The following is a 17,408-nucleotide window of genomic DNA, read 5'->3' as shown; positions in this document are numbered from 1 at the left end:
GCTGACAAAGATGATAGCGATAGAGAAAGTAACGGAACTTGCAGTAAATGCTGTAAATAACAACGCACTATCTGGTTTAGGGCAGAAGATAGAGAATAAAATAGCGGGGAGCGTTACTCCAACTTTAAATTCTAATAACGGGATATTGCTAAGTGCTTACAGTCGTTTAGAGCAGGACGGTAACAAGAGAATATGACGCCATTCGTGATTCCCTATAGGCCAGATTGCAGCAACTGCGGTAATGCACTTTATTAACCGCAAGGTCACCTGAGTATTTTAAACTGGATCTCGCTACAAATGAGCTAGGATGACAGGGTGGAATTAATCCATGCAACAACACCAATGCTACACGGAAATGACAATAAGGTCTTTTTAAGCATGGGGTAAAACAAAACTACATTTTTTAGGTAATTCCATTATATTTTGTAAAGAATTATAAGTTGTTGCTAAAAAATAATATATACTTAGCTTTATATAAAAAGTGAAAGCCCATTGTCACCTTTTATATTCAACTTCTTAAGCCGAATAGCAGATTATGTAATAATGCGCTATTTGTGTTAATTAACTATTATCTTTTTTCTTGGAGGAATATAGATTGTTTCATCTTCAGCATGCGAAATCTTTTCTAAAAGTCCGATAAAACGGTCGTTATTAGGTACTAGCTTTACTATCGCCCACCCCTCTTCTATTGATTTCTTTATGCGTTCTATATCAGATTTATGCTCTGAAAAAGATATAACTTTTTGTACTGGGTTTTGCATATTGATAAATCAATTATAGTTGATTTATATTATAGTAAATATTTTTAATAAATCAATCATATATTTATTATTTGCTAAATATAAATAAAATGATTACCATATATTATGTCTTGTCTACTTATATCCTAATCAATAGTTTAATTAAAAATTAAAAGTTGTACGATGATTTTTTATTTTAAACATATATGTCACTTATTAACTTTATTTAATTTAAACTGTATAATTTAATTATGTCAAATGATAATTTACAACCGCCTGCTCTTTCTAAAAAGCAATTATTTGCTTTTTTTGGTATGGTTGTCGGCATGTTTATGTCGGTACTTGATATTCAAATTGTCGCTAGCTCATTATCCGTAATAGCTGCCGGTCTTGCCGCTTCAAGCGATGAACTTTCTTGGGTTCAAACATCGTACTTAATAGCTGAAGTTATCATTATGCCTATTACCGGCTTTTTAGCAAGGTTACTTACTACTAGAATTTCTTATTTTATTGCAGCTTTAGGGTTTACGGTTATGAGCGTATTATGTTCGCTTGCAACTAATATTGAATCCATGATTATCTTTAGAGCATTACAAGGCTTTTTTGGCGGTGCTATGATACCGACGGTCTTTAGTACCGTTTTTATACTTTTTCCTGCATCGCAACGTCCTATCGTTACTATCTTAATTGGACTTGTCGTAACTGTTGCCCCTACTTTAGGACCTACACTCGGTGGATATATTACGGAGATTTTATCATGGCATTTTATGTTTTTATTAAACATCATACCCGGTATTTTCGTATGTACGGTAGTTTTTTTATATGGGGATTTTGATAAACCAAATTATAAATTACTGAAAAATTTTGATTTTCTCGGTATATTATTAATGGCTTTAACGCTTGGCTTATTACAGTATGTGTTAGAAGAAGGAAACAAAAAAGATTGGCTTGAGGATAATTTAATATTATTCTTAAGTATTACAGTAGTTTTAGGTTTTATTTTATTAATCATTAGAGAACTAACCTTTATTAATCCAATTTTAGACTTAAAAACATTTCTTTATAAAGACTTTACTTTTGGTTGCCTTTATTCGTTCGTTATGGGTATCGGATTATACGGGGTAGTATATATATTACCGCTATTTCTCTTTACTATTGCCGGATATGATACATTACAAATCGGGGCTACTATGATGGTGACGGGCGGAGCACAATTTTTATCTGCACCACTCACCGGTAGAATGTTAGGGTTAGGGGTAGATTTACGCCTGATGCTTATTATAGGTCTTGGAGGGTTTGCTCTTGGATGTCATTTAAATAGTTTTCTAACGCCTGATTCTAAATTTGCTGCATTTGTGCTTCCTCAATTTGTTAGAGGGCTTGCATTAATGTTTTGTTTTATACCGACTAATAATATAGCTCTTGGCAATATACCGAAAGAAAGAGTAGGTAACGCTAGCGGGCTTTATAATCTTACTCGTAATTTAGGAGGAGCGGTAGGGCTTGCAATAATCAGTACTATACTTACTAATGATACTAAAACCTTTATGCAATATTTATCGGAAAATATCTCGTCTACTTCTATAATGGCATTAGAACCACTAGATTCTTATACTGAATTATTAAGCGGAAAAGTTTTAAATCACGAAAAAGCATCATATTTGTTATTAGCAAACAAATTAAATCATGATGCTTTTGTAATTGCAATAAATAATATATTTAATATGATAGGGCTGTTATTTGTATTTATAATGCTACTAATACCTTTTACTTCAAATATCAAATTAACCGAAAATGTTAATGCTCACTAAAATTAAATTTATATTATATTTTCCTTGGTTATTATTAGAAATATGGAAATCGGCTTTCGCGGTTATTAAAATAATTTGGCAAAGAAAGATAGGAATAGAACCAGTTTTTGAATGGGTTGACGCAGAAGGGCTAGAAGAAATAGGCGAAATAATTTATGGTAATTCGATTACTCTAACTCCAGGTACAGTAACACTTGATATAAATAATAATATGTTATTAGTACATGCACTCAATAAGTCATCAATTACCGACCTACAAAGAGGTATAATGATTAAAAAAATTAAGCAGATATTAAAAACAACTTGAAGCAGAAAATGATATCAGATATAAACGCTCTAAAGTATAAAAAAGTTTTACTTAAAGTGTCAGGGGAAGCTTTAATGGGAGATAAGCAATTTGGGCATGAATATGACGTAATAAAAAAGATTGCCATCGATATTAAAGAAGTTATCGATTTAGGAGTAGAAATCGCTATTGTAGTCGGCGGTGGAAATATTTACCGCGGGATTAATGCAGCACTTGTCGGTATGGACCAAGCTTCCGCGGATTATATAGGTATGCTTGCAACGGTGATTAATGCTTTAACTTTACAAAACGTTATGGAAAGCCTCAATATCTATACAAGAGTTCTATCGGCTATTCCTATGATGAGCGTGTGCGAACCTTATATTCGCCGCAAAGCTAAAAGACATATGGAAAAAAAGCGTGTAGTAATTTTTGCCGGCGGTACGGGTAACCCGTTTTGTACAACCGATAGTGCCGCAGTACTTCGCGCAATCGAAATGAATTGCGATATTTTATTAAAAGCAACTCAGGTTGATGGTGTATATGATTCCGACCCTAAAAAAAATCCGGATGCTAAAAAATATTTCACTATTAGCTATAAAGATGTTATAACTAATAACCTGCAAGTCATGGATACGGCAGCTATTGCAGTTGCAAGAGAAAATAAATTACCTATAAGGGTATTTTCGATAAAAGAACAGGGAAATTTTGCTAGAGTAATACAAGATAAAGGGGAATATACGACAATTGAGGAATAATATATTGTAGTGTGAATTGTTGTATGATTTTTATGTCATTGCCGCATAGGTGTTGTTGCGTAGAGACTAAATCGTCATTGCGAGCAGCCGTAGGCTGCGTGGCAATCTAGAAAAAATAGTAAAAAATTCTGTAAATCAGAATTTTTTACTATATTGCTTCGTCAAAACTTATAGTTTGTCCTTGCAATGACGGAAAAACCAATCTACGCGGGAATTACATCGGGGACATTTCCTAATACATATAACAATGTCTCAATTCGCGTACTAATAATATATGGATAAATAAAGATGGATAAAGAGCATTTAAAGAAAAACTTACAAGAAAAGATGGAGAAAGCTCTAAAAGTTTTAGATCATGAGCTTAAAGGGCTACGTACCGGTAGAGCTTCAGTGAATTTACTTGATAGCGTAACCGTGGAAGCTTACGGGAGTAAAATGCCGCTTTCACAAGTTGCTTCTCTATCCACCCCTGATGCACGAACAATTAACGTACAGGTTTGGGATAAATCTATGGTATCATCGATAGAGAAAGGAATTACGATAGCAAATCTTGGCTTAACTCCTGCAACGGACGGTCAATTAATCAGACTGCCGATACCGGCTTTAACTGAAGAAAGACGTACAGAACTGGTAAAACTTGCTCATAAATACGGTGAAGATACTAAAATTTCATTACGTAATATTAGAAGAGATGGCAATGAAGCACTTAAAAAGCTAGAAAAGGATAACGTTATCGCAAAAGATGAGCATCATAGCTTATCTGAACAAGTACAAAAGCTAACCGATGATTATAGTAGTAAAGTTGACTCGGTAATAAAACAAAAAGAACAAGAAATAATGACTGTTTGATTTTCTATGTCATTCCTGCTTTAGATTTGTTTCATGGATACTAAATCATCATTGCGAGGAGGCCATTGTTGCGTGGACCGGTAAAATCCACTGTGTCACCCCGTGGCTTGACCACAGGGTCTATAAAAACAATAAAACATACTAATAATTTTATAACTGGATCCCACAATCAAGTCGCGGAATGACAGCAGTGGAATTGATCCACGCAACAATACCTTGCGAGGAGAAAAGCGACGTGGTAATCCAGAAAAATCGATCCATGCAACAATGCTACGCGAGAATGACATACATTGAATCTATACTGACAAAATAAAATGACAAAATTAGTTAGAGATTTAGTTCCAGAAATTATCTTAAAATCAGGCAGGATACCAGTTACTCATATTGCTGAATCATATGAGTATAAAGAATTATTAAAAAATAAACTACTAGAAGAAGTAGAGGAAATTTTACAAGATGAGTATATGGAGAAGTTGCCGATATATTAGAAATACTTGAAACAATCTGTAATATTAATGGCTATAAACTAAAAGATATATTAAAAATTAAAAAACAAAAAAAGAAAGTTAATGGTGATTTTGATAATAAGATAATTTTAGAAAAAATAACTAATTAGCTTTTTTGCCTTAATAAAATAAATGAGTCATGCAATAAAATCGGCTATAGAACCTTGTATATCACAGGCTGTATCCAGGATCTAGCTCACAAGTCGCAGGACGACAGAAATACCGTTACAAACAGGCAAGCCTTCACAGGAATAACATCAGACTATACCACACTCAAAATAATAAAACTATGATAACAAAAGAAGAAGCACAGAAAATAGCAAAATTAGCTAGATTAAAATTTGAAGAAGATACTGTAGAAAAATTTTTTACTCAGCTTAGTACTATTATGGATATGATCGATATTTTAAATGAAATAGATTGCAAAGATATAGAGCCTTTAACTTCGGTTTGTAATATGAATGCTAGAATGCGAGAGGACGCCGTTACAAGTTCTGATTTATCAAGTGAGTTATTTGATAATGTAAGTGGAAATAGTGCTCAGCTGGCTAAAGAAGTAAAATATTTTATCACTCCAAAGGTTGTTGAATAATTATGACGGAACTAAACAAACTAACAGTAGCAGACAGTATAAAAGGTCTAAAAAATAAAGATTTTACAAGTACGGAATTAATAGGTGCACATATTAAACAAATAGAGAAGCATAGAAACCTAAATGCTTATGTTACCGACACTTTTGACTTAGCTTTAAAACAGGCTGAAGCAGCCGATCAAAATTATGCTCAAAATAACGCAAGAACCCTTGAGGGTATCCCGTTTGCCGCTAAAGATCTTTTCTGCACGAAAGGAATTAGAACTACGGCATGTTCTAATATACTGAAAAATTTTATACCTAATTATGAATCAAGTGTTACACAAAATATTTTTGATAAGGGCGGTGTGATGCTCGGCAAAACCAATATGGATGAGTTTGCTATGGGTTCAGCAAATATCACTAGTTGTTTTGGAAATGTAATTAACCCTTGGAAAGCAAATGATGATAATGCTGATTTAGTTCCAGGCGGTTCTTCAGGCGGTTCAGCTGCAGCAGTTAGCGGATTTATGGCATCTGCTGCTCTTGGTAGCGATACGGGCGGCTCGGTACGTCAACCTGCAAGCTTTACCGGTTTAGTCGGTTTTAAACCGACATATGGTCGTTGCTCAAGATACGGAATGATATCGTTTGCTAGCTCTCTTGATCAAGCAGGAATATTTACTAGAAGCGTTTTAGACATTAGCATTATGCTTGAAGCGATGATGGGGTTTGACGAAAAAGATTCTACTTCGATTAAAGCAGAAGTTCCAGAGCTACAATCCGCTATCGGAAGTTCTATGAAAAATATGAAGATAGGCGTACCTCTTAGCCTTGGTGAGGGCAGTATTATTGAACCTGATATTATGAAAATGTGGCAGGACACCATAGAACTACTTAAAAACGCCGGTGCTGAAATAGTTGATATTACTTTGCCGCATGCTAAATACGGTGTTGCTGTTTATTACGTAATAGCCCCGGCTGAAGCTTCTTCAAATTTATCTAGATATGACGGCGTTAGATACGGTCTTCGAGTAGAACGTGAAAATATGACGCTTGACGAAATGTATGAAATGACTAGATCAACTGGATTTGGGGAGGAAGTAAAACGTCGTATTATGATTGGAACATATGTGCTATCATCTAGTGGTATGGATGCATATTATCTAAAAGCTCAAAAAGTACGTCGTTTAGTTGCAAACGATTTTAATAATGCTTTTGCAAAAGTTGATGCCATTTTATTACCGGCTGCCCCGACTGCAGCTTTTAAGATTGGTGAAAAACAAAATGATCCGACTATTATGTATTTAAACGATTTATTTACTATTCCTGCAAATTTAGCCGGTTTACCTTGTGCATCGGTTCCTGCTGGATTATCGGCACGCGGTTTACCTCTTGGGATACAGATTATAGGTAAACAATTAGACGAATATACTGTTTTGCAAGTAGCATCGACAATTGAGTCAGGTGTAAAACATATTAAATTTGAACCAAAGGGTTTTTAATTATGGCATATATTGAAGGTAATACGGGGAAATGGGAATATGTAATAGGGCTTGAAATCCATGCTCAAATTTCCTCAAAATCTAAGCTTTTTTCAGGCAGTAGTACTATTTTTGCAGCAAATCCAAATTCGCAGGTTTCCTATGTCGATGCAGCAATGCCCGGGATGTTACCAGTATTAAATAAGCATTGTGTACACCAAGCAATTAAAACAGGGCTTGGGCTTAAAGCTAAAATAAATAAATATTCGGTATTTGACCGTAAAAATTATTTTTATGCCGATCTGCCGCAAGGTTACCAAATTTCACAATTTTACTATCCTATAGTACAAAACGGCACTATGGAAATACCGACTAGTACCGGCGATCTTAAAACTATTCGTATTAACCGTTTGCATTTAGAGCAAGATGCGGGTAAATCTATGCATGATCAATCACCACATTACAGCTTTATCGATTTGAATCGTGCCGGTATTGGACTTATGGAAATTGTGACCGAACCTGATATATCATCACCGGAAGAAGCAGCTGAATTTGTAAAAAAGCTAAGAAACTTGTTACGTTATATTGGCAGCTGTGACGGTGATATGGAAAAAGGCTCGATGCGTTGCGATGCTAATATTTCAGTAAGACGTAGCGGCGAACCACTCGGCACAAGATGCGAAATTAAAAATATTAATTCAATTCGTAACATCATTAAAGCAATAGAATTTGAAGCTAAAAGACAAGTTGACTTGCTTGAAAGCGGTGAAGAAATAATTCAAGAAACACGCCTATTTAATGCCGATAGCGGCGAAACAAGAACTATGCGTTTAAAAGAAGAAGCACTTGATTATAGATATTTTCCTGATCCCGATTTATTACCGCTTGTTATTTCTGATGAGTTAATAAATGAGCTAAAAGCAAATTTACCTGAGCTACCTGATCAAAAGATTGAAAAATATACGAAGGAATTTAGCTTAAGTAAATATGATGCCGAAGTAATAGTAGCCGATGAATCGGTTGCTGAGTATTTTGAGAAAGCAGCAAATGAATGTAACCCTAAAATGCTTACTAATTGGCTAACTAGTGAATTATTTGGCCAATTAAATAAAACATCGATAGGAATAAATGAATGCAAAATTACCCCCAGTAACTTTGCAAAACTGGTAAAATTAATAGAAAATGATACTATTTCCGGTAAAATTGCAAAAACCGTTTTTGAAATTATGTTTGAAACCGGTAAAGCACCTGATAAAATAGTAGAAGAAAAAGGACTTGTACAAGTTTCGGATAATAACATGCTAAACACGGTAATTGACGAGGTAATAGCTGAAAATCCTGAATCAGTAGAGGGTTATAGCAGTGGTAAGGATAAATTATTCGGTTTCTTTGTAGGACAGGTAATGAAAAAAACCGGCGGTAAGGCTAATCCGACGCTTGTGAATCACCTTTTAAAGGAGAAATTGAGTTCTTGATGCTATTCCTTTGAAGATATTGCTCAAGTGGATAGATTTTTCTGTCATTGCGAGCAGCCGTAGGCTACATGGTAATCTCGCCAAATATCCTGAGATTGCTTCGTCAATTACTACGTAATTTTCCTCGCAATGACGATTTGATATCCGTACAACAAGGGTAATGCCTCGTAGGATGACACAGAACATACTCAAACTTAAAACATTATTTTTATGAAATTTCTGAAAATATTTTTACTATCTTGCTTACTAGTTTCTTGTGAAAAACAAGAAACGGGAAAAACTTTAATAGTCGGTACTGCCGCAGATAATCCTCCTTATGAATTTATCCAAGACGGAGAGATTGTTGGGATTGATATTGATATTATCAAAGCAATAAGCGAACGTCTAAATAAAAAAGTTATCATAAAAAACTTCGACTTTAACGGTTTACTTGCAGCTTTGGTTAGTGAAAATATTGATGTTGCGGTGGCGGAGCTTTCCGTAACACCGGAGCGTGCTGAATATATCAGCTTTTCCGATAATTATGCTACTGCAAGATTTGCCATAATATATAGAACAGGTGATAATATACAAAATAGCAAAGATCTAGAAAATAAAATAGTAGGGGTACAGCTCGGTAGTGTTTTAGAAAAAAAAGCACACGATCTATCACAGACGATAAATATTAAAGTTCATTCTTTAGCAAATCATTTAATGTTGGTTGAAGAATTAAAAGCCAGAGTCATAGATGCTATTATTTCTGAGGAATTTCAAGGCAAAAAATTAAAAGAAAATAATTCAAATTTAGAAAGCAGTACTTTAGAAGACTTTTCATCCGATTTTGCTATAGGCATGTCTAAAAACTCAGGACTAATTAATGAAATTAATGAGGCAATCGATTCATTAAAAAAAGACGGAACCATTAACAAAATTATGAAAAAATGGCTGGGACAGTAACAGAAAGTCAATTTAAAGATGCTATGAGCCGATTCCCTCAGGGAGTGACTATTATAACAACAAATTGCAATAACGAACTTTTTGGCTTTACTGCTAGTTCTCTTACTTCCGTATCTTTAAAACCGCCGTTAATATTATTTTGCCTTAATAAAAACTCTTTTAGTATCAACAGTTTTCAAAAAAGTGATAAGTTTGCAATTAGTATTTTAGCAGAGAATCAAATTGATATCTCAAAACATTTTGCTAAATCACAATCTAATAAATTTACAAAAATTGATTATGAGCTTGGTAATAAAACTGATTGCCCTTTAATAAACGGTGCAACTTATCATATAGAGTGTAATAAATATGCTTCTTACGATGCCGGTGATCATGTTATATTTATCGGTGAAGTAATAAATACCGCTATTAAAAATGATTTAAAGCCTCTATTATATTTTCATAAATCGTATACAAAGATTTAATTAGGAGTATACATTGCCAATATGTTAAATATCGGTCTTAGTGGTTCTACCGGTAAAATGGGAGAAACCATTCTAGAGAGAATAGATAAATTTAAAGATTGCAAAATTGCAGCAAAATTTAATAGTACTAATAATTTAGATGATTTAGATAATTTTTGTAAAAATTCTCATGTGATCATCGATTTTTCTACCCCTGAAATATTAGAAAAATTAATTAATTATGCATTAAAACATAATACAAAATTAGTAATCGGAACCACAGGTCTCCAACCTCAACATTTTAAGCTTTTAGAAAAAGCAGCTCAAACTTTACCTGTTTTATATTCTGCAAATATGAGTATAGGAGCTAATTTGCTTAGCTATCTAGCTAAAGAAGTAACAAAAATACTAGATGATTACGATGTTGAAATTCTAGAAACGCATCACCGTAATAAAAAAGATTCACCCTCAGGAACTGCTGTTATGCTTGCTGAAACAATTGCCAGCAAAAAAGGATTAAATATAACATTTAATCGTGGTAATAGACTAAGAAGCGAAAAAGAAATAGGTATTTCCTCGCTTCGTGGTGGAAATGTTCACGGTATACATGAAATATCTTTCCTAGGTGACGATGAAATAATCACCTTAAAACACGAAGCTCTGAATAAAAATTCTTTTTCTATTGGTGCAATTAAAGCCGCTATTTGGCTACAAGATAAACCTTCTGCTTTATATTCAATGCAAGATATTTATAAAATATAATTAATATAGCTTGAAAAAATACCTTTAAGAGGCTATATTTTATTATGTAAATAACATAATCCTAAGGTTACTTATGATCGATTATACAAAAACTTTAACTGCCGCCTCAAAAAATAAAACTTTTGATGAAGGCTTAAGACAATACATGCTTAAAGTATATAATTATATGGCTTTAGCACTTTTACTAACCGGTGTAGCAGCCGTAACGACTATATCAGTTGAGCCTATTTATAATTTAATGTTTCAAACAGGTTTCGGTACTATTATAATGTTTGCTCCGCTCGGTATTGCTTTATATTTCTTTATGGGCTTCGGACAAATGAACCTGCCAACGGCACAAATATTATTTTGGGTTTATGCCGGTTTAACCGGTATGTCGCTTGCATATTTAGCTCTTATTTATACCAGTGCATCAATAGCTCGTACTTTCTTTATTTGCTCTTCCGTTTTTGGAGCAATGAGTTTATACGGTTATAGCACAAGTAGAGATTTAACATCTATGGGTTCATTTTTTGCAATGGGTCTTATAGGTCTTATCATTGCTTCATTAGTCAACTTGTTTCTAAAAAGCTCGGCTCTTTCTTTTGCTACTTCTCTTATTGGAATAGTAATATTTATGGGATTAATTGCTTGGGATACTCAAAAGATTAAGTCTATGTATTACATGGCAGGAAACGATGAAGCAGGACAAAAGCTTTCTATTATGGCAGCCTTTACTTTATATTTAGATTTTATAAATCTTTTCCTACATTTAATGAGATTTTTAGGCAAGAGAAGAGATTAATCGGTATCATTCTTGCAAAGTCATGATTTTATTTCATTGCTTCGGTTTTTTCATTGTTATATCACGATCAAATCTATAGTACTGAATAGTTTTTAAAAAGACCTGGATGTCATATTCCCGCAAAAGCGGGGGCTTTGTTGCACGGCTTCAAAAACTTATTCAATGTCATTCCCACGTGGCATTGTTGCGTGGATACCGAATCATCATTGCAAACGGCCGCAGCGAACTCGGCAATCCAGAAAAAATAATAAAAAAATTCTGTAAATCGAAATGTTTACTGGATTGCTTAATCAATTGCTGCGTTGTTTCCTCACAATGATGAGGATTTTGACCCACGCAACAACACTTTTTCACTATTAGTTAATATTAAGCATGTTATTTTTATGTCTAAAGAGAAAACTCAACAAGAATTATTATTACAAGAGCAACTTTTTAAAGCCCTGAAAACTAATGATACAGAATTGAATGCCAACATATCTAGAACCTGCAAAGGCATTGCCGAATCTGTTATTGACCTTTCTAATGACCAATCTCCTACTGCTGAAAGCCTATATATTAGCTATATGGCCCTAGCCGATTTAAACACTAAGGATTTAGCTAAAGTTACAACAATAATAAAAAACTCATTTCCAGGAGATAAAAACAAGAAATTAAGGGAAATAATCGATGCACCTCTTTTAGAGCACTTAGTTATGATAGAGGCAATTGAACGACAGGTTGGATTAGATGATAGCCGATATAACGCAGATTACAGAAAACTTGAAGAAATAAGAAATCCTAATGACCCTAAAAAAGTAATTGATGCTATGCTACGTGATAAGAGGGTGGCACAGCAAGCTGAGTTTGAGGAGAAAGGAAAAAAGGTAGCAGGCGTCTCAGCCGGTTATGTTGCTAAAGATAACGCCGGTAATACTTTTATTTTAAAACATTTTTATAAAACTCATGCTGCATGCCAACAAATACAAGGTAATCATACACAAAGACAGGCTATGGCTGACCGAAGAGACGGAGTACAAGAATTAATAGGCTCTACCATGTATCAATTTTTATTACATGATCGCGCACCAAAAGAAGGGCTGGTAACAGCGGATGAACAACACCCTGATTCACTTTATGTACGTTCTAAATTTTTTGATAATGCTGTAACACTAACAGAATTTTCCGGTTTATCAGGTGAAACTAGAGTCAGAGATAATGATCAAAATTTAAAAAAGTTGGAAGGATTTGAAAAAGCCATAGCTGCTTGTCATATGCTAGGGGAAGTAGATTATCATGCTGGTAATTTAATGGTACAGGATGGTAAAACAATAACCAAAATTGATCATGGTCGCTCTTTTTTAGCATTTCATAAGAATTTTAGCAGTATGATTCAATCAACAGCTAAAATGTTTACACATCCTGGTGTTGGCTACAGTGCTGCTATTAAAGCAGGTAATTTCTCATTTAGTATCGATAAATATAGCGAATCATTAAATCAAATGATAAGTCAATTTGATGAGAAACAGATGGAAGCAATAGTTGATCAAAAAATTGATGAATTAAAAAAAGCTGGGTTTGATCCAAAAAATATTATGTTATCCACTAATATTCAAAATTTTGATGATTTGAGAAAACACTATAAAAGCAGTATAAAAGAAAATCTTGTTAATATGCAAGAAGTGGCCAAAGGAGCTGAGATAGTAACAAAATTCAGTAATGTTTCACCTGAATTTAAAAATGGTGGTTGGTTAGAGGCTTTCGCTAATTCACCTGTAAAAGACCCGGTACTCTATGCAATAGATAATAACATTACAATTGAAGGTAAAGATGCTAAAGAGTGGGCGTATGAAAATAATTACCAAATTAAAATTTCTATAGGCTTGAAAAAAGAAACAATCAAGGAACAACAATGGAGTAAAGATTTGGACGGAAAATGGAAAGAACAAGAAGTTAAGGTTAAGACAGATAAAGTAGAAGTACAAATTTCTGATCCTGCAAAATCAATGCGTATACAAGACAAATCTACAGGCGAAAAATTGGCATCACTAATTGTTGATTTTACAAAGCAGGCAACAACTAAAAACGTAACCGATAAAGCAGTAGCAAAATTCTACGACAATATAATGAAAGTGCTAAAAAAAGAAAATTATCTTACCGAGCAAGATATTAAGGGTATAAAGAAAAATTTAAAATATCAGGATAACATCGAAAACACGACCAACTTATTAAATGCTAAATCTTTCAAGTTAAATTCTAGAGATACTATATACTACAAGGTAGGAATTTTTTGTGAAAAGAGAGGTTTACCTAGTATCTCAAATTATTTTATGAAACAAATTGCTCCTGAGAATTTAAATAAAATTCATAATACAGAAAAACTTATAGCAGAAAGTATAAAAATTGGTAATATACTACAACAGAAGAAACAAGAAAGACTCCAAACAAAAAGAGTAGAAACGGTAAAAGAAATCGCATTCTCTCAATTACAAGCTAGGAAGGAAAAATATCAACAAAGATAAGCATTGTTGAGTATATGCCTTAAACGTCATTGCGAGCAGTCACAGAGTCGTTGCATAGTCCTAATGTCATTTCTAGCTAAAAGCGGAAAGCCAGTAACTATTAATCTCATCCTGCGACTTGATCGCAGGATCTAGTCTTTTTTAAATTTTTTTCTCGATACCGTGGTCAAGCCACGGTATGACAGCGAAAAGTACTGGATTTCCGCTTTTAGCTAGAAATGACATACTATAGGCCAAGTTGCGGTATGACATAATAACATACAACAACTATAAATTCTTATTCTTTTTCTGCATTTTTTCTAGCAGACGGTGAGAGCATAATGCTTAGCTCTTTTAGAGCTTTATCCTCTACATAGCTTGGGGCGTTCATTAGTAAATCTTCAGCCTGCTGGTTTAAAGGAAACGCAATTATTTCCCTTATATTTGTTGCTTCCGCAAGCAGCATAACGATTCGGTCAATACCGGGGGCTATTCCACCATGTGGTGGAGCTCCAAACTTAAATGCTCTAATCATCCCTCCAAATCTCTTATCAACTTCCTCTTCACTATAACCTGCTATGGAAAATGCTTTATACATAATTTCCGGCTTATGGTTTCTAATAGCACCGCTGGACAGTTCAATACCGTTACAAACAATATCATATTGGTATGCGGTAAGTTCTAATAACGCTTCAGTGGTTTTAGCTTGCTCTAAAGCATCTATTCCGCCCTGTGGCATAGAAAACGGATTATGGCTAAAATCAACTTTTCCTGTTTCTTCATTTAACTCATAGAATGGAAAATCGGTAATCCAGCAGAATTTAAAACAATCTTTTTCAAGTAAATCAAGCTCTTCACCAAGTCTTATTCTAACCTTACCGGCAAGTTTAGCAGCTTTCTCTTTCTTATCGCTAGCGAAAAATACAGCATCACCGTTACTAATACTAGCTGTAGCTTTTAGACTCTCTAATTGCTGCGGGCTTAAGAATTTTACTACCGGTCCCTTTGCTTCACCGGTTTCACTAAACTGAATATAGCCAAGTCCACCTGCTCCTTCTGATACCGCAAACTCTATCATTTTATCGAAGAAACTACGAGGCAGTGCAGCTGCCTTAGGTGCAGGAATTGCACGCACTATGCTACCTTTTTTAATATTCTCTCTAAAGATTGTAAAATCAGAATCTCTAAATATCTCAGTTACATCGGCAATTATAATAGGGTTACGTAAATCAGGCTTATCAGAACCGTATTTTAGCATAGATTCATTATATGGAATACAAACAAAAGGAGTCTCTGATACTTTCTTATCCGTGAATTTAGTGAATAAATCATACATCACAGACTCAATAGTACTAAATACGTCTTCCTGTGTAACAAACGACATTTCTACATCTAGCTGATAAAACTCGCCGGGTGATCTATCGGCTCTTGCATCTTCATCCCGAAAACAAGGAGCAATTTGGAAATAACGATCAAAGCCTGATACCATCAATAACTGCTTGAATTGCTGAGGTGCTTGCGGTAATGCATAGAACTTACCCGGATGCATTCTACTAGGTACTAAAAAATCCCTAGCCCCCTCAGGTGAGCTTGCTGTTAAAATCGGAGTTTGAAATTCGGTAAAACCGCTTGCCGTCATCAAATGACGAATATGAGAAATAATTTGTGAGCGGAGTATTATATTATTATGTAATTTCTCACGCCTAAGATCTAAAAAGCGATGTTTAAGCCTAGACTCTTCGGGAGCGTCTTTTTCAGTATTAATAACAAAAGGTAGAGTGTCCGCAGCTGACTCAACACTAAATTCCACAGCTAGCACTTCAACATGACCTGTCGGAAGCGTATTATTAATCGTGTCCTCTGATCTTGCTACAACTGTACCCCTTACCGTAATTACCGACTCATAACGCAAACGACTTGCATCCTCCATAAGCTGAGGATTTTGATCGGTAAACACGATTTGAGTTATACCGTAATGATCACGTAAATCTATAAAAACTAGATTCCCGTGATCTCTTCTTCTATATACCCAACCGGATAGCTTAACTTCTGTTTCTACATCGGATATTTGTAATTCGTTACAATTATGAGTTCTGTATTTATGCATTTTTATTTTTTTATTATACGATTTCCCCATTATATACATAAAATCACAAATTTTCGCAAATAAAAACTAAAAATTTATCTTGCCAAAGTTTTATCTTGATATTGCAGCAGCTTTTGGCTTTGATGGGCGTTGCTGATAATTTTGTTGTTGGGGTTTTACTTGATTTAACTCACCTTTAATCCATTCATATATTGCTTTCTTAGGATTTTTAATTATCTCTGCAACATTTTCGACTAGATTTATTATTCCTTTAACTAACGAGAATACATCTTTTGCTATTTCACCTATAGAATGATTACCTGCTTGTAGTTTTTCTTGGTCTTGCTTAGACAAATTACTACGTATCCTATTCATTCTTGATTTAAGCTCATCTTGTGCTAGCTCTTCTTTTGTAAAATGTGACTTAAGTTTTCTATCAACAATTTTTTGTTCTTCCGGAGTTAAATTTTTATATTGATCAACAAGCTTATTAACTTTTTCTTGTGCTTCCGGTAGTTTTGAAATATTTTCAGCAACATTTGACATTTGTTTCTCTTCTCTTATAAAGTTAAAACATATTAATTTACATTATATATATTTTTTATACAAGAAAAACTTTAATAGAAATTAACCTTTGAACGCAGCCTTAATACCTAGAAAGTCTAAAAAATTTCGTAATTCTTGACGTGCAAGCACGTGTGAGCTATTAAATGCTCTATCATATTTTGCAGTTTTTAGATCAAGTAATGTTAGACCTTGTAAAAATAACTCCCTATATATTACACGTTCACTAAATCCTTCTGCGAGTTTAAAGTTAATTCTTTTAGCAAGTTTAGCTAATACATTGCCTACGCGTCTTTTATTTAATGCATCAAGATTACTTAAACGATTACGAAGTATGACCCAATCTATACTAATTCTATCACGACTAGCACGTTCCATTTTCTGCTCCCAAATCATTTGACTATATATTGATGGGCTAATAATTTCATCCTTGCTATCGACTTTTGCTATTACGTCTAAATCTAGAAAGCTATCATTAATCGGTGTAATAATTGTATCGGCGTAAGAATGAACAACCCTTGATAAAGGAGTATGACTGCCTGGGGTATCAATCACTATATAATCGACATCCTGATTATTTTTGAGTATCGGCTCAAAACTCTTTGCTTGCTCTTCTACTTTGCTTTCCGATATATGAAAATGTTTCGGTACTAATACAGGTTTATCAGGATTGTGTTTATTATATAAATCTCGATTTTTTAAATAATGCGTTAACGAACTTTGACGTGAATCGGTATCTATACTTACTACCGAATAATTTTGATAAAGTAGAGCAATTATTAGATGCATAGAACAGGTAGTTTTACCTGCTCCGCCTTTCTCATTACCTATAACAAATATATAAGGTTTATTTATTGTGTTCATAATTATATTCAG

At 34.0% G+C, this 17,408-nt stretch carries 18 protein-coding genes; 14 read left to right on the top strand and 4 right to left on the bottom strand.

Going from position 1 to position 17,408, the window contains the following annotated elements:
• Positions 1–10 precede the first annotated feature (10 nt).
• Positions 11–196 carry a hypothetical protein gene (locus ABVF33_RS05580; RefSeq protein WP_014273210.1) on the top strand — a complete coding sequence of 62 codons (186 nt, stop codon included), beginning with the start codon at positions 11–13 and terminating at the stop codon, positions 194–196.
• A gap of 361 nt (positions 197–557) precedes the next feature.
• On the opposite strand, the gene ABVF33_RS05575 is transcribed toward ABVF33_RS05580, so the two are convergent.
• Positions 558–761: a DUF2674 domain-containing protein gene (locus ABVF33_RS05575; protein ID WP_499706587.1), complete on the bottom strand. Its 204-nt coding sequence runs from the start codon at positions 759–761 to the stop codon at positions 558–560.
• 230 nt (positions 762–991) lie between these two features.
• Between ABVF33_RS05575 and ABVF33_RS05570 the strand changes: the two genes are divergently transcribed.
• The 13 genes from ABVF33_RS05570 (at position 992) to risK1 (ending at position 13,903) form a co-directional block, all read left to right on the top strand.
• Complete coding sequence (locus ABVF33_RS05570) at positions 992–2,551, top strand: DHA2 family efflux MFS transporter permease subunit (RefSeq protein ID WP_499706586.1); 1,560 nt, start codon at positions 992–994, stop codon at positions 2,549–2,551.
• Entirely contained in the window at positions 2,535–2,858 is a 324-nt protein-coding gene (locus tag ABVF33_RS05565) for a monovalent cation/H+ antiporter subunit E (RefSeq protein WP_004996606.1), read from the top strand. The genes ABVF33_RS05570 and ABVF33_RS05565 overlap by 17 nt, the downstream gene beginning before the upstream one ends.
• An 8-nt stretch (positions 2,859–2,866) precedes the next feature.
• Positions 2,867–3,595 carry a UMP kinase gene (pyrH, locus tag ABVF33_RS05560; protein ID WP_499706585.1) on the top strand — a complete coding sequence of 243 codons (729 nt, stop codon included), beginning with the start codon at positions 2,867–2,869 and terminating at the stop codon, positions 3,593–3,595.
• A 288-nt stretch (positions 3,596–3,883) separates the two neighbouring features.
• Positions 3,884–4,444, top strand: a complete 561-nt coding sequence (gene frr, locus ABVF33_RS05555) for a ribosome recycling factor (protein WP_499706584.1) — start codon at positions 3,884–3,886, stop codon at positions 4,442–4,444.
• A 314-nt stretch (positions 4,445–4,758) separates the two neighbouring features.
• Entirely contained in the window at positions 4,759–4,932 is a 174-nt protein-coding gene (locus tag ABVF33_RS05550; protein ID WP_499706583.1) for a nucleoside triphosphate pyrophosphohydrolase family protein, read from the top strand.
• 307 nt (positions 4,933–5,239) lie between these two features.
• Positions 5,240–5,542 (top strand): Asp-tRNA(Asn)/Glu-tRNA(Gln) amidotransferase subunit GatC, encoded by a 303-nt coding sequence (gene gatC / locus ABVF33_RS05545; RefSeq protein WP_014410388.1) that lies wholly within the window; start codon positions 5,240–5,242, stop codon positions 5,540–5,542.
• Between the two features lie 2 nt (positions 5,543–5,544).
• Positions 5,545–7,026: an Asp-tRNA(Asn)/Glu-tRNA(Gln) amidotransferase subunit GatA gene (gatA, locus tag ABVF33_RS05540; RefSeq protein ID WP_499706582.1), complete on the top strand. Its 1,482-nt coding sequence runs from the start codon at positions 5,545–5,547 to the stop codon at positions 7,024–7,026.
• A gap of 2 nt (positions 7,027–7,028) precedes the next feature.
• The gene (gatB, locus tag ABVF33_RS05535; protein WP_499706581.1) at positions 7,029–8,480 is read left to right on the top strand and encodes an Asp-tRNA(Asn)/Glu-tRNA(Gln) amidotransferase subunit GatB; all 1,452 of its coding nucleotides are present in this window, start codon (positions 7,029–7,031) and stop codon (positions 8,478–8,480) included.
• 210 nt (positions 8,481–8,690) lie between these two features.
• Positions 8,691–9,416 (top strand): ABC transporter substrate-binding protein, encoded by a 726-nt coding sequence (locus ABVF33_RS05530; RefSeq protein ID WP_499706580.1) that lies wholly within the window; start codon positions 8,691–8,693, stop codon positions 9,414–9,416.
• Positions 9,401–9,880, top strand: coding sequence for a flavin reductase family protein (locus ABVF33_RS05525; protein ID WP_010976860.1), 480 nt, complete (start codon positions 9,401–9,403; stop codon positions 9,878–9,880). The genes ABVF33_RS05530 and ABVF33_RS05525 overlap by 16 nt, the downstream gene beginning before the upstream one ends.
• Before the next feature lie 21 nt (positions 9,881–9,901).
• Entirely contained in the window at positions 9,902–10,621 is a 720-nt protein-coding gene (dapB, locus tag ABVF33_RS05520) for a 4-hydroxy-tetrahydrodipicolinate reductase (RefSeq protein WP_499706579.1), read from the top strand.
• A gap of 73 nt (positions 10,622–10,694) precedes the next feature.
• Positions 10,695–11,405 carry a Bax inhibitor-1/YccA family protein gene (locus ABVF33_RS05515; protein WP_499706578.1) on the top strand — a complete coding sequence of 237 codons (711 nt, stop codon included), beginning with the start codon at positions 10,695–10,697 and terminating at the stop codon, positions 11,403–11,405.
• Positions 11,406–11,788: 383 nt separating this feature from the next.
• Entirely contained in the window at positions 11,789–13,903 is a 2,115-nt protein-coding gene (gene risK1, locus ABVF33_RS05510) for a T4SS effector phosphatidylinositol 3-Kinase RisK1 (RefSeq protein ID WP_499706577.1), read from the top strand.
• Positions 13,904–14,180: 277 nt separating this feature from the next.
• On the opposite strand, the gene aspS is transcribed toward risK1, so the two are convergent.
• The 3 genes from aspS to ABVF33_RS05495 form a co-directional block, all read right to left on the bottom strand.
• A complete protein-coding gene (aspS, locus tag ABVF33_RS05505; protein ID WP_499706576.1) occupies positions 14,181–15,989 on the bottom strand; it encodes an aspartate--tRNA ligase in 1,809 nt (602 codons plus the stop codon).
• Positions 15,990–16,079: 90 nt separating this feature from the next.
• The gene (locus tag ABVF33_RS05500) at positions 16,080–16,514 is read right to left on the bottom strand and encodes a DUF3106 domain-containing protein (protein WP_499706575.1); all 435 of its coding nucleotides are present in this window, start codon (positions 16,512–16,514) and stop codon (positions 16,080–16,082) included.
• A gap of 81 nt (positions 16,515–16,595) precedes the next feature.
• Positions 16,596–17,396 carry a division plane positioning ATPase MipZ gene (locus ABVF33_RS05495; protein ID WP_499706574.1) on the bottom strand — a complete coding sequence of 267 codons (801 nt, stop codon included), beginning with the start codon at positions 17,394–17,396 and terminating at the stop codon, positions 16,596–16,598.
• Between the last annotated feature and the right edge of the window lie 12 nt (positions 17,397–17,408).

It is taken from the genome of Candidatus Rickettsia barbarica (genome assembly GCF_041477405.1).
Taxonomy (GTDB): domain Bacteria; phylum Pseudomonadota; class Alphaproteobacteria; order Rickettsiales; family Rickettsiaceae; genus Rickettsia; species Rickettsia rickettsii.
Note: the sequence above shows the minus strand (reverse complement) of the source record. Positions and strands in the feature narration are given on the sequence as shown.

Coding starts and splice junctions, on each gene's coding strand:
- ABVF33_RS05580 (WP_014273210.1), top strand. CDS start 11: ATGATAGCGATAGAGAAAGTAACGGAACTTGCAGTAAATGCTGTAAAT.
- ABVF33_RS05575 (WP_499706587.1), bottom strand. CDS start 761: ATGCAAAACCCAGTACAAAAAGTTATATCTTTTTCAGAGCATAAATCT.
- ABVF33_RS05570 (WP_499706586.1), top strand. CDS start 992: ATGTCAAATGATAATTTACAACCGCCTGCTCTTTCTAAAAAGCAATTA.
- ABVF33_RS05565 (WP_004996606.1), top strand. CDS start 2,535: ATGTTAATGCTCACTAAAATTAAATTTATATTATATTTTCCTTGGTTA.
- pyrH (WP_499706585.1), top strand. CDS start 2,867: ATGATATCAGATATAAACGCTCTAAAGTATAAAAAAGTTTTACTTAAA.
- frr (WP_499706584.1), top strand. CDS start 3,884: ATGGATAAAGAGCATTTAAAGAAAAACTTACAAGAAAAGATGGAGAAA.
- ABVF33_RS05550 (WP_499706583.1), top strand. CDS start 4,759: ATGACAAAATTAGTTAGAGATTTAGTTCCAGAAATTATCTTAAAATCA.
- gatC (WP_014410388.1), top strand. CDS start 5,240: ATGATAACAAAAGAAGAAGCACAGAAAATAGCAAAATTAGCTAGATTA.
- gatA (WP_499706582.1), top strand. CDS start 5,545: ATGACGGAACTAAACAAACTAACAGTAGCAGACAGTATAAAAGGTCTA.
- gatB (WP_499706581.1), top strand. CDS start 7,029: ATGGCATATATTGAAGGTAATACGGGGAAATGGGAATATGTAATAGGG.
- ABVF33_RS05530 (WP_499706580.1), top strand. CDS start 8,691: ATGAAATTTCTGAAAATATTTTTACTATCTTGCTTACTAGTTTCTTGT.
- ABVF33_RS05525 (WP_010976860.1), top strand. CDS start 9,401: ATGGCTGGGACAGTAACAGAAAGTCAATTTAAAGATGCTATGAGCCGA.
- dapB (WP_499706579.1), top strand. CDS start 9,902: ATGTTAAATATCGGTCTTAGTGGTTCTACCGGTAAAATGGGAGAAACC.
- ABVF33_RS05515 (WP_499706578.1), top strand. CDS start 10,695: ATGATCGATTATACAAAAACTTTAACTGCCGCCTCAAAAAATAAAACT.
- risK1 (WP_499706577.1), top strand. CDS start 11,789: ATGTCTAAAGAGAAAACTCAACAAGAATTATTATTACAAGAGCAACTT.
- aspS (WP_499706576.1), bottom strand. CDS start 15,989: ATGCATAAATACAGAACTCATAATTGTAACGAATTACAAATATCCGAT.
- ABVF33_RS05500 (WP_499706575.1), bottom strand. CDS start 16,514: ATGTCAAATGTTGCTGAAAATATTTCAAAACTACCGGAAGCACAAGAA.
- ABVF33_RS05495 (WP_499706574.1), bottom strand. CDS start 17,396: ATGAACACAATAAATAAACCTTATATATTTGTTATAGGTAATGAGAAA.